This window comes from Burkholderia sp. Ax-1724 (assembly GCF_011752995.1).
Classification (GTDB): domain Bacteria; phylum Pseudomonadota; class Gammaproteobacteria; order Burkholderiales; family Burkholderiaceae; genus Paraburkholderia.
Genome location: NZ_VWWL01000006.1, coordinates 136,497 through 149,280, shown reverse-complemented (window position 1 = coordinate 149,280; position 12,784 = coordinate 136,497). Strand labels below are relative to the sequence as shown.

At 63.6% G+C, this 12,784-nt stretch carries 8 protein-coding genes; 6 read left to right on the top strand and 2 right to left on the bottom strand.

Going from position 1 to position 12,784, the window contains the following annotated elements; genetic code table 11:
• Window positions 1-140 precede the first annotated feature (140 nt).
• The 6 genes from typA (at window position 141) to F3J19_RS09705 (ending at window position 9,868) form a co-directional block, all read left to right on the top strand.
• Window positions 141-1,967: a translational GTPase TypA gene (typA, locus tag F3J19_RS09730; protein WP_167040169.1), complete on the top strand. Its 1,827-nt coding sequence runs from the start codon at window positions 141-143 to the stop codon at window positions 1,965-1,967.
• 280 nt (window positions 1,968-2,247) lie between these two features.
• The gene (locus F3J19_RS09725; RefSeq protein WP_167040167.1) at window positions 2,248-5,109 is read left to right on the top strand and encodes a 2-oxoglutarate dehydrogenase E1 component; all 2,862 of its coding nucleotides are present in this window, start codon (window positions 2,248-2,250) and stop codon (window positions 5,107-5,109) included.
• 158 nt (window positions 5,110-5,267) lie between these two features.
• The gene (gene odhB / locus F3J19_RS09720) at window positions 5,268-6,536 is read left to right on the top strand and encodes a 2-oxoglutarate dehydrogenase complex dihydrolipoyllysine-residue succinyltransferase (RefSeq protein ID WP_167040165.1); all 1,269 of its coding nucleotides are present in this window, start codon (window positions 5,268-5,270) and stop codon (window positions 6,534-6,536) included.
• 135 nt (window positions 6,537-6,671) lie between these two features.
• A complete protein-coding gene (lpdA, locus tag F3J19_RS09715; protein ID WP_167040163.1) occupies window positions 6,672-8,102 on the top strand; it encodes a dihydrolipoyl dehydrogenase in 1,431 nt (476 codons plus the stop codon).
• Between the two features lie 89 nt (window positions 8,103-8,191).
• Window positions 8,192-9,289 carry a cell division protein ZapE gene (gene zapE, locus F3J19_RS09710; RefSeq protein ID WP_167040161.1) on the top strand — a complete coding sequence of 366 codons (1,098 nt, stop codon included), beginning with the start codon at window positions 8,192-8,194 and terminating at the stop codon, window positions 9,287-9,289.
• A gap of 120 nt (window positions 9,290-9,409) precedes the next feature.
• Window positions 9,410-9,868 (top strand): transposase, encoded by a 459-nt coding sequence (locus F3J19_RS09705; protein ID WP_167040159.1) that lies wholly within the window; start codon window positions 9,410-9,412, stop codon window positions 9,866-9,868.
• Window positions 9,869-10,039: 171 nt separating this feature from the next.
• Here the strand turns inward: F3J19_RS09705 and F3J19_RS09700 are convergent, their stop codons facing one another.
• Window positions 10,040-10,525: a DUF2147 domain-containing protein gene (locus F3J19_RS09700; RefSeq protein WP_167040157.1), complete on the bottom strand. Its 486-nt coding sequence runs from the start codon at window positions 10,523-10,525 to the stop codon at window positions 10,040-10,042.
• Between the two features lie 213 nt (window positions 10,526-10,738).
• On the bottom strand, window positions 10,739-12,445 hold the full coding sequence (locus tag F3J19_RS09695; protein ID WP_167040155.1) for a ShlB/FhaC/HecB family hemolysin secretion/activation protein: 1,707 nt from the start codon (window positions 12,443-12,445) through the stop codon (window positions 10,739-10,741).
• Window positions 12,446-12,784: the final 339 nt, after the last annotated feature.

The window sequence follows — 12,784 nt, the reverse complement described above, 5'->3', positions numbered from 1 at the left end:
ATCGGGGAATACCAGAGAGCATCATTTCGCCATGCTATAATGTTGGGTTCCCAAAAGTGCGCTTTGGGCTTGTTGTCGGGGTGATCTCCCCAACCAGCAGCATAAGCAAGCGGCGCACTCCAACTGTCTCCAGGTTTCCTATGACCCGCGCCCTACGCAACATCGCCATCATTGCTCACGTCGACCACGGCAAGACCACGCTCGTCGACCAGCTCCTCCGCCAGACCGCCACGTTCCGCGAGAACCAGCAGATCGCCGAGCGCGTGATGGACTCGAACGACATCGAAAAGGAGCGCGGCATCACGATCCTGTCGAAGAACTGCGCGGTGGAGTACGAAGGCACGCACATCAACATCGTCGACACGCCGGGGCACGCCGACTTCGGCGGCGAAGTGGAGCGCGTGCTGTCGATGGTCGACTCGGTGCTGCTGCTCGTCGACGCGGTGGAAGGCCCGATGCCGCAAACCCGCTTCGTCACGAAGAAGGCGCTCGCGCTCGGCCTGAAGCCGATCGTCGTGGTCAACAAGGTCGACCGCCCGGGTGCACGCGTCGACTGGGTCATCAACCAGACTTTCGACCTGTTCGACAAGCTCGGCGCAAGCGAAGAGCAGCTCGATTTCCCGATCGTCTACGCATCGGGTCTCAATGGTTATGCCGGCCTCACGGCGGACGTGCGCGACGGCGACATGCGGCCGCTGTTCGAGGCGATCCTCAAGCACGTGCCGGTGCGCCCGGCCGACCCGGAAGGTCCGCTGCAACTGCAGATCACCTCGCTCGACTATTCGTCGTACGTCGGCCGTATCGGTATCGGTCGTATCACGCGCGGCCGCATCAAGCCGGGCATGGCCGTTGCAGTGCGCTCGGGTCCGGAAGGCGAAATCCTCAATCGCAAGATCAACCAGGTGCTGTCGTTCAAGGGGCTCGACCGCGTGCAGGTCGACTCGGCTGAAGCGGGCGACATCGTGCTGATCAACGGTATCGAGGAAGTCGGCATCGGCGTGACGATCTGTTCGCCGGAACAGCCGGAAGCGCTGCCGATGATCACGGTCGACGAACCCACGCTGACGATGAACTTCCTCGTCAACTCGTCGCCGCTCGCGGGCCGCGAGGGCAAGTTCGTCACGAGCCGCCAGATTCGCGACCGCCTGATGAAGGAACTGAATCACAACGTCGCGCTGCGCGTGCGCGATACCGGCGACGAAACCACGTTCGAAGTGGCGGGCCGCGGCGAGCTGCACCTGACCATTCTGGTCGAAAACATGCGCCGCGAAGGCTACGAGCTGGCCGTGTCGCGTCCGCGCGTCGTGATGCAGGAAGTCGAAGGCGTCAAGCACGAGCCGTACGAAAACCTGACCGTCGACATGGAAGACACCCACCAGGGGGGCGTGATGGAAGAACTCGGCCGCCGCAAGGGCGAAATGCTCGACATGGCATCGGACGGCCGTGGCCGCACGCGTCTCGAGTACCGCATTTCGGCGCGCGGCCTGATCGGCTTCCAGTCGGAATTCCTCACGCTCACGCGCGGCACGGGCCTGATGAGCCACACGTTCGATTCGTACCAGCCGGTCAAGGACGGCGCGGTCGGCGAGCGCCGCAACGGCGTGCTGATCTCGCAGGACGACGGCGCGGCCGTTGCGTACGCACTGTGGAAGCTGCAGGACCGCGGCCGCATGTTCGTGTCGCCGGGCGAGGCGCTGTACGAAGGCATGATCATCGGCATTCACAGCCGCGACAACGACCTCGTCGTGAATCCGATCAAGGGCAAGCAGCTCACCAACGTGCGCGCCTCGGGCACCGACGAGGCCGTGCGTCTCGTGCCGCCGGTCCAGCTGTCGCTCGAATACGCGGTCGAATTCATCGACGACGACGAACTCGTCGAAGTCACGCCGAAGTCGATCCGTCTGCGTAAGCGCTACCTGAAGGAACACGAGCGCCGCAGCGCGAGCCGCAACAAGGTTGCCGAGTAAGCGACCGCAAGCCGGCGTGACCGGATAGCAGTAATGGAAGCCACCTTCGGGTGGCTTCGCTGTTTTCGGCCCATCCGTGAAACGCCCGCCGTCACGGGCGTTTGCCCCTATGCGGTTCGCTATCTGGGCTATTCGTTCTGTGCTATGCTCCCGGGTGCACTGTTTTAGGTCCTTCCAAGCAAGACTTGATTCGCGCAATCCGCTAAACGGTCAGGCCGTGTCGCGGAAGGTTCTGTAACCCGCTATTTCTCGAGAAGCTCGAAGAAAGGTGAGCGTAAAAATGATGAAGCAATTCCAGTCGAACTCTTATCTGTTCGGCGGCAATGCTCCGTACGTCGAAGAAATGTACGAAGCGTATCTCGATAATCCGGCGTCAGTGCCCGAGACCTGGCGCAGCTATTTCGATGCGTTGCAAAACGTGCCCGCATCGGACGGCAGCAACGCCAACGACGTGGCCCACGGCCCGATCGTCGAGTCGTTTGCCCAGCGCGCCAAGGCCAATGCCTTCCTGCCGCGCGCAACGGCCGGCGGCGAAGACCTCGCCACTTCCCGCAAACAGGTCTACGTCCAGTCCCTCATCGGCGCATATCGCTTCCTCGGCTCGCAATGGGCCAATCTCGATCCTCTGAAGCGCCGCGAACGTCCCGCAATCCCCGAACTTGAACCCGCGTTCTACGACTTCACCGAAGCCGACATGGACCAGGAGTTCAGTGCAACGAACCTGTACTTCGGGTTCGAGCGGGCGACGCTGCGCGACATCGTCAAGGCGCTGCGCGACACGTACTGCGGCACGATCGGCGCCGAGTATATGTACATCAGCGATCCGGAGCAGAAGCGCTGGTGGAAGGAACGGCTCGAATCGATCCGCTCGACGCCGAACTTCAGCAACGACAAGAAGAAGCACATCCTGAACCGCCTGACGGCCGCTGAAGGCCTCGAGCGTTTCCTGCACACCAAGTACGTCGGCCAGAAGCGCTTCTCGCTCGAAGGCGGCGAGAGCTTCATCGCGGCGATGGACGAAGTCGTGCGCCACGGCGGCGCGAACGGCGTCCAGGAAATCGTCATCGGCATGGCGCACCGCGGCCGTCTGAACGTGCTGGTCAACACGCTCGGCAAGATGCCGGCCGACCTGTTCGCCGAATTCGAAGGCAAACACGTCGACGATCTGCCGGCCGGCGACGTGAAGTACCACAAGGGCTTCTCGTCGGACGTCGCAACGGAAGGCGGCCCGGTTCACCTGTCGCTCGCGTTCAACCCGTCGCACCTCGAAATCGTCAACCCGGTGGTCGAGGGTTCGGCGAAGGCCCGTATGGACCGTCGCGGCGACGAAACCGGCCTGCAGGTGCTGCCGGTGCAGATCCACGGCGACGCGGCTTTCGCGGGCCAGGGCGTCGTGATGGAAACGCTGAACCTCGCGCAAACGCGCGGTTACGGCACGCACGGCACGCTGCACATCGTCATCAACAACCAGATCGGCTTCACGACGTCGGACCCGCGCGATTCGCGCTCGACGCTGTACTGCTCGGACGTCGTCAAGATGATCGAGGCGCCGGTGCTGCACGTGAACGGCGACGATCCCGAGGCGGTCGTGCTGGCGATCCAGCTCGCGATCGATTTCCGGATCCAGTTCCACAAGGACGTCGTCGTCGACATCGTCTGCTTCCGCAAGCTCGGCCACAACGAGCAGGACACCCCGGCGGTCACGCAGCCGCTCATGTACAAGACGATCGCGAAGCATCCGGGCACGCGCGCGCTGTACGCTGAAAAGCTCGTGCAGCAAGGCGTGATCTCGGCCGACGAAGGCGACGAATTCGTCAAGGCCTACCGCAAGGCGATGGACGAAGGCCACCACACGGTCGACCCGGTGCTCTCGAACTACAAGAGCAAGTACGCGGTGGACTGGGTGCCGTTCCTGAACCGCAAGTGGACCGACGCGGCCGACACGGCCGTGCCGCTCGCGGAACTGAAGCGCCTCGCCGAGCGCATCACCACGATTCCCGAAAACTTCAAGGTGCACCCGCTCGTCGAGCGCGTGATCAACGACCGTCGCGCCATGGGCCGCGGCGAAGCGAAGCTCGACTGGGGCATGGGCGAGCACCTCGCGTTCGCGTCGCTGGTCGCATCGGGTTACGCGGTGCGCCTGACCGGTCAGGATTCGGGCCGCGGCACGTTCACGCACCGTCACGCGGTGCTGCACGACCAGAACCGCGAGCGCTGGAACGACGGCACCTACGTGCCGCTGCAGAACATCGCCGAAGGTCAGGCGAAGTTCACGGTGATCGACTCGGTGCTGTCGGAAGAAGCGGTGCTCGGCTTCGAATACGGCTACTCGACCGCTGAACCGAACACGTTCGTCGCATGGGAAGCGCAGTTCGGCGACTTCGTGAACGGCGCGCAGGTCGTGATCGACCAGTTCATCTCGTCGGGCGAAGTGAAGTGGGGCCGCGTCTCGGGCCTGACCATGATGCTGCCGCACGGCTACGAAGGCCAGGGTCCGGAGCACTCGTCGGCACGTATCGAGCGTTTCCTGCAACTGTGCGCGGACCACAACATGCAGGTCGTTCAGCCGACCACGCCGGCGCAGATTTTCCACCTGCTGCGTCGCCAGATGATCCGCCTGTTCCGCAAGCCGCTCATCGTCTTCACGCCGAAGTCGCTGCTGCGTCACAAGGAAGCCGTGTCGGATCTGTCGGAACTCGCGAAGGGTTCGTTCCAGCCGGTGCTCGGCGAAACCGACGAGTCGATCGACGCGAAGAAGGTCAAGCGCGTGATCGCCTGCTCGGGCCGCGTGTACTACGACCTCGTCGCGCATCGCCGCGAAGCGAAGGCGAACGACGTCGCGATCGTCCGTATCGAACAGCTCTATCCGTTCGCGCACAAGCAGTTCGAAGCGGAAATGAAGAAGTACGACAACGCGACCGAAGTGGTCTGGGTGCAGGACGAGCCGCAGAATCAGGGCCCGTGGTTCTACATCGAGCACCACCTGAAGGAAGGCATGAAGGACGGGCAGAAGCTGGCGTACAGCGGCCGTCCGGCTTCGGCCTCGCCGGCAGTCGGTTACTACGCGAAGCACTACGAGCAGCAGAAGGCGCTGGTCGAAGGCGCTTTCGGCCGCCTCAAGAGCGCGTCGATCGCTAAATAAGGAAACAGTCGAGCCGGGAAAGGTGCACCGTAGTGCATTTTTCCCGCGCCGCGCCGAACCGCGTCGAACGGTTCCCATGAGGTTCAGGCGCGGCGCCCGAGGTTCGCAGGCGGTCGTGAAGAAGCGCCGTCACCCGATACGTATTCAGGATACTCATAATGGCTATTGTTGAAGTCAAGGTTCCCCAGCTCTCCGAGTCGGTCTCGGAAGCCACCATGCTGCAGTGGAAGAAGAAGCCGGGCGAGGCTGTCGCCCAGGACGAAATCCTCATCGAAATCGAGACCGACAAGGTCGTGCTCGAAGTGCCGGCTCCGGCTGCGGGCGTGCTCGCGCAAGTCATCTCGAACGACGGCGACACCGTCGTGGCCGACCAGGTGATCGCGAAGATCGACACCGAAGGCAAGGCAGGCGCCGCTGCCGTCGAAGCCGAAGTGAAGCCGGCTCCGGTTGCCGAAGCTGCTGCGGCACCGGCCGCTCAGGCTGCCGCCGCAACGGGTTCGAACACCGCGGCTTCGCCGGCTGCCGGCAAGCTGATGGCGGAGAAGGGCCTGGCCGCTGGCGACGTCGCCGGCACGGGCCGCGATGGCCGCATCACGAAGGGCGACGTGCTCGCCGCCGGCGCTCCGGCTGCCAAGGCTGCACCGGCACCGGCTGCCGCACCGAAGGCCGCCAAGCCGTCGCTGCCGGACGTCAAGGCTCCGGCATCGGCCGACCAGTGGCTCAAGGACCGTCCGGAACAGCGCGTGCCGATGTCGCGTCTGCGTGCGCGTATCGCCGAGCGTCTGCTCGAGTCGCAGCAAACCAACGCCATCCTCACGACGTTCAACGAAGTGAACATGGCGCCGGTCATGGACCTGCGCAACAAGTACAAGGACAAGTTCGAGAAGGAACACGGCGTGAAGCTCGGCTTCATGTCGTTCTTCGTGAAGGCGGCTGTTCACGCGCTGAAGAAGTTCCCGCTCGTGAACGCGTCGATCGACGGTAACGACATCGTCTATCACGGCTACTTCGACATCGGTATCGCGGTCGGTTCGCCGCGCGGTCTGGTGGTGCCGATCCTGCGCAATGCGGATCAGATGAGCCTCGCCGACATCGAGAAGAAGATCGCCGAATTCGGCCAGAAGGCGAAGGACGGCAAGCTGTCGATCGAAGAAATGACGGGCGGTACGTTCTCGATCTCGAACGGCGGCGTGTTCGGCTCGATGCTGTCGACCCCGATCATCAACCCGCCGCAGTCCGCGATTCTCGGCGTGCACGCCACCAAGGAACGCGCTGTGGTCGAAAACGGCCAGATCGTGATCCGCCCGATGAACTACCTCGCGCTCTCGTACGACCACCGTATCATCGACGGCCGCGAAGCGGTGCTGTCGCTGGTCGCGATGAAGGACGCGCTGGAAGATCCGGCGCGCCTGCTGCTCGACCTGTAAGCGCACGTTCCACTGGCGCCGGCCGGCGTGGCCAGCCGGCGCCATCCGCAGTAAGTCTTCAAGCATTCAGCAGTACCGGAACGGCGCGCGCCACCTTAGGTGGCCCGGCGCCGTTCCGTCATCAAAGGGATTGTCATGTCCAAAGAATTTGACGTCGTCGTGATCGGCGCGGGCCCCGGCGGTTATATCGCCGCCATTCGCGCAGCGCAGCTCGGCAAGACCGTCGCATGTATCGAAAAGTGGAAGAATCCGGCCGGCGCGCTGAAGCTCGGCGGCACCTGCCTGAACGTCGGCTGCATTCCGTCGAAGGCGCTGCTCGCGTCGTCGGAAGAGTTTGAAAACGCTTCGCATCACCTCGCTGACCACGGTATTTCGGTGGGCGACGTGACGGTCGATATCTCGAAGATGATGGCCCGCAAGGACGGCATCGTCGAGAAGATGACCAAGGGCATCGAATTCCTGTTCCGCAAGAACAAGATCACGTGGCTCCAGGGCCATGGCAAGTTCGCCGGCAAGACCGACGCCGGCGTGCAGATCGAAGTGAGCGGCGAAGGCGAAACCGAAGTCGTCACGGCGAAGAACGTGATCATCGCGACGGGTTCGAAGGCGCGTCATCTGCCGGGCATTCCGGTCGACAACAAGCTGATCGCCGACAACGAAGGCGCGCTCTCGTTCGACTCGGCACCGAAGAAGCTGGCCGTGATCGGCGCGGGCGTGATCGGTCTGGAACTCGGCTCGGTGTGGCGCCGCCTCGGCGCGGAAGTGACCGTGCTCGAAGCGCTGCCGGAATTCCTCGGCGCGGCTGACCAGGCGCTCTCGAAAGAAGCGGCCAAGCAGTTCAAGAAGCAGGGTCTCGACATTCACGTCGGCGTGAAGGTCGGCGAAGTGAAGACGAGCGCGAACGGCGTGACGATCGTCTACACGGATAAGGACGGCAACGCGCAGACGCTCGAAGCCGACCGTCTGATCGTGTCGGTCGGCCGCGTGCCGAACACCGACAACCTCGGCCTCGAAGCGATCGGCCTGAAGGCCAACGAGCGCGGCTTCATCGACGTGAACGACCACTGCGCGACGGCCGTGCCGAACGTGTATGCGATCGGCGACGTGGTGCGCGGCCCGATGCTCGCGCACAAGGCCGAAGACGAAGGCGTGCTGGTCGCGGAAGTGATCGACGGCCAGAAGCCGCACATCGACTACAACTGCGTTCCGTGGGTGATCTACACCGAGCCGGAAATCGCATGGGTCGGCAAGACCGAGCAGCAACTGAAAGCCGAAGGCCGCGAGATCAAGACGGGCCAGTTCCCGTTCATGGCGAACGGCCGCGCGCTCGGCATTGCGAAGGCGGACGGTTTCGTCAAGATGATCGCCGACGCGAAGACCGACGAGCTGCTCGGCGTGCACATCATTTCGGCCAACGCATCGGACCTGATCGCGGAAGCCGTGGTGGCGATGGAATTCAAGGCAGCCTCGGAAGACATCGGCCGCATTTGCCATCCGCACCCGTCGCTGTCGGAAGTCATGCGCGAAGCGGCACTCGCCGTGGACAAGCGCGCGCTGAACATGTAAGCGCGCACGCCTGAGCCGAAACGCAATCCTGGTATCGCCGAAGGCGGGCGGGTTCACTCCCTCCCGCCTTTCTTTTTTGCAGCAACACGATGAACGTCACCGAATACTACGAAAAAGAACTGCAGACTCGCGGTTATCAATCGGACCCGGCGCAGCGCGCGGCGGTCGACCGCCTGCAGCGGTGCTATGAAGAGTGGGTCGAATACAAGTCGCGCCGCTCGAATGCGTTCAAGAAGCTGATCAATCACCCGGATCTACCGCGCGGCGTGTACATGTGGGGCGGCGTCGGGCGCGGCAAGAGCTTCCTGATGGACAGTTTCTACATGATCGTGCCGGTGCAGCGAAAGACGCGTCTGCATTTCCACGAGTTCATGCGCGAAGTGCATCGCGAACTCGAAGAACTGAAAGGCCAGGCCGATCCGCTCGACGAACTCGCGCGCCGCATCGCGAAGCGCTACCGGCTGATCTGTTTCGACGAATTCCACGTATCGGACATCGCCGACGCGATGATTCTGTACCGTCTGCTCGACAAGCTGTTCGAGAACGGCGTGCAGTTCGTGATGACGTCCAACTACGATCCCGATACGCTGTATCCGGACGGTCTGCATCGCGACCGCATGCTGCCCGCGATCGAGCTCATCAAGAACAGGCTCGACGTGCTCAACGTCGATGCGGGCATCGACTATCGGCGCCGCACGCTGGCGCAGGTCGAGATGTATCACTCGCCGCTCGGCGCCGCCGCCGACAAGGCGCTGCGCGACGCTTTCGCGCGGCTTGCCGCGGTGCCCGACGAAAGCCCGCTGCTGCATATCGAGAAGCGCGAGCTGAAGGCGCTGCGCCGCGCCGACGGCGTCGTCTGGTTCGACTTCGCGACGCTGTGCGGCGGCCCGCGCTCGCAGAACGACTACCTTGAGCTCGCGAGCCGTTTTCACGCGGTGATTCTCTCCGGCGTGCCGCAGATGACGGTGCGCATGGCCTCGGAAGCGCGCCGCTTCACATGGCTCATCGACGTGTTCTACGACCACAAGGTCAAGCTGCTGATGTCGGCCGCGGTGCCGCCGGAGCAGTTGTACGTCGACGGGCCGATGGCTAACGAATTCACGCGCACGGTGTCGCGCATCGTCGAGATGCAGTCGAAGGAATATCTCGATACGCCGCGCCGGATCGTCGATACGTCGCTGACGTAAGCCGGCTGCGGTCGCGCATCCGGATTTATCGGACAACGCATTTCAAGATTCGGAGTCGTCTTATATTCCGCGAACGGATGACTGGCTATCTTTTGTTGTAGTTCTGACAAAGGAGGAAGCATGAATCCGTACCGCGATATTACCGATGAAGAATGGCGCCGCGTCGCGCCGCTACTGCCCGAACTGCGTCCGCGCGTCGAGTTGCGCGGCCGGCCGCTTGCCAATACGCGCGCGGTGCTCAATGGCGTGCTGTGGGTCATGTACAGCGGTGCGACCTGGTCCGCGATGCCGCGCAAATACCCGTCGTATCAAACCTGTCACCGCCGCTTCAAAACATGGTATGAGTCCGGCGTGCTCAAGCGCGTGACCGGGCTGCTGCTCGGTGCGTCGAGCGAGGAACTCTGTCGCCTGATGGAAGCGCGCATGCGCACGCATGCGAACGTGCCGCAGAAGGGCAAGGCCGCGGCAAAGGCGCCCGCGGTGGTGCACGTGACGCCCGGCGTGTGCAGCCCCGCAATCGCCGCGCCGTCGCCGGAGTCGCCGTTCGTCTATGGCACGTCGCTCAGGCAGGCCGCATAGCTGTTATTTCGCAGGGACGTCCGCCAATAAAAAACGGCCGCGCGATTTTCATCGCCGGCCGCTTCTTTTGTATGCCGCGCTTTCGCACGAACGCGCTATCGATCTGCGCTGCCGCTCCGCATTCGTTCAGGCAAGGCGCCGGGCGGGCTGCCGCGCTTTACGCGTCGTGTCTTACTGCTGGCGCACCCACGTCTGCGAGCGGCCCAGCAGCGAGACGCCAATATAGCCGCGCACCACGAGCTTGTTGCCGCCGTCTTCGAGATGCATCTTGCACTTGTAGACCTTGCCGTTCTCCGGGTCGAGAATCTGCCCGTGATCCCAGCTGTCGCCATCCTTCTTCATGCTGTCGACGATCGTCATGCCGAGAATCAACTGGTCCTTGCGCGCATCGGTGCATTCGGTGCAGCGGCGATCGGGCTGGTCGTTCGCGCCGAGCCCCTTGATGACCTTGCCGCTCAACTCGCCGTTGCCGTCCTGGGTGATCTGCACGAGTGCCTTCGGCTGGCCGGTGTGATCGTCGATCGTTTGCCAGGTGCCGACCGGCGTATCGGTTTGCGCCATCGCCGTCACGGCGCTCGCGAGCAGGGCGCCGGCGAGCGCTGCGTGCCGGGCGGTGCGCAGCGCGATCGCGCGGGCGCGTTGAGTGAATTGCGTCATTGTCTTCCTCCTTGATGAGAGACGGCGCGATCGTGGTCGCGCGGCGTTATGAGCATCGTTGCCGGCGGCTGATGCGCCACCGGCCGGCGCGATGCGGGACGATGCCGGCGCGTTGCCGTTGGCATCGTCAGCGCAGAATACGCGAAAGTACGCATGCCGTTTGATAGTAGGACTTCTAATCGGCAACGCGTACCCGATGCTTGCGCAGGCGTGTCAATTCAACTGGTAGGAGAACGTCGCATTGATGCGCGGACTGCGCGACGGGCTTTCCACCGGCGCGTCGCCGACCGCCTTCGCGACCGACAGATCGAGGCTGTAGAAGCGCGCATCGGTAATGCGGAAGCCGAACGCGATCGACGACAGGCGCGACGGTGCCGGCGTGCCCGCGTGCAGATACACGCGCGCCATGTCGAACGACACATACGGCGTGAACGATTGCAGATACGTGAAACCGAGCGCAATCGGCCGGTTGACTTCGAAGATCGCGCCCCAGCCCGAATCGCCCGCCGCCTCGCCCGGCTCGTAGCCCTGCGCAAAACGTTGGGCGCCGAACGAGATCTGCTCCGAGGTCGGCAGCGATACCGCGCTGTACTGGCCCGTCAGCGAAACCGAGGTGCCGATCTTCAGCGGCCACTCGTTGGTCTGCGAGAAGCTCGCGCCGGTTCGCACGAAGTTGAGCGACGCCGGGTTCGTGCCGGTCGGGCCCGGCACGTTCGAGTCGATGGACTTCGACGCGCCGAGAATGTTGAACGCCTTCGCGACGTTGATGCTCGCGCGCCGCACCTGGCCCGGATCGACGGCCATGTAGTCGGCCTGCAACTGCATCACGCGCACCTGCGAGCGCAAGCCGATCTGCGCGCCGGTGTCGTCGTTGTGATAGCGGTCCTCGTTGTGCGAGGCATAGACCGACGCGGTGCCGATCACGCTGCGCGTGTTGCTCAGCAGGAGCGGGTAGGCGAGCGAGCCGCCGATCTTGTCGTTGATGACCGTGCGCGTGATGTTGGAGGCGAGCCCGGGAGTATCGACGGGATTGCCGCGGTAGTGCGACGCGTCGATGTTGCCGGTCAGCCCGTTGCTGCCGATCGGCACGCCCGCGTGCGCGGCCAGATAGGTGACGTTGTCGCGGCCCTTGGGCAGCAGTGCCGATACGCTCAGCTGTTCGCCGAGCGCGGTCAGCCCGTTGCTGGTGGCGGTCAGCAGGCCCTGCACGCCGGGCTGATTGAAGTTCAGGCCGCCGCTGAAGTCGATCGGCTTGCGCGTTACGTTCAGTTCGAGCGTGGTCGCGCCGTCGGTGTTCTGCGGCGGCGGCACGTTGGCGGCGACCTTGATGCCCGGCAACAGGCCGAGCACCTGGGTAAAGCGTTCGAAGGTCGCGCGGTGCAGCGGCTTGTCGGCGACGATGTGATCGGCGATCGCGCGAATCCTGTCTTCGGCCCGGCCCGGATTGCCCGTGACCTTGACCGCCGACACATAACCTTCGACGACCGTCACGCGCACCACGCCGTCGGCGAAAGTCTGCGCCGGGATGAACGCGAACGAGAGCGCGAAGCCGCGTTCCTGATAGAGCTTCGTGACGCCGTTGGCCACTTCGATCAGCTCGCCGATCGTGATGTCCTTGCCGACGAGCGGTGTGAAGCGCTGCGCGACCAGGTCGAACGGAATCGACTTCACGCCTTCGACTTTCACGCTCGAAGGCGTCAGATGGCGGGCGAGCAGCTCCTGAAGCTGAGGGGCTTGCGGCGCGACCTGCACGGTCACGTTCGGACCGCGGTCAGGGGCCTTGATCTGCGGCAGAGAATCGAGCGGATTGCCGCCGACCGGGCGGGATTGCGCATGGGCTTCCATCTGCGTCGCGCTGGCCGCGATGGCCGCGAGCGCGATGGTCCATCTACTCCATTGACTGCCATACCCGAATCTCATCGGATTTTCCTCGTATGCCATTTTTGTGTTGCGAGCGTGCCGCCTGGCCGGGCGGGTCTCGATCGCTTATAGGTGGCTCGACGCATATTGCCGTGCTGACGTATATATCGACACGAGCCCGGCGAGCTTGAGCATGCGTGACGCCTGTTATGAATTCGACTGTCTGCGCGCGATGCTTTTTCGCCGCGTTTCGCTTGCTGCATTGCGTTCGTGCATCTCGTTACTGCATTCCGCTACTGTAGGCACAGCATGGCGATATATGGATGTCGTATGCATCGCCCCGACATGCGTCGTCCGGCAAGCGCGCGCGAGCGCATCTTGCCGGACGGTTCATCTGCA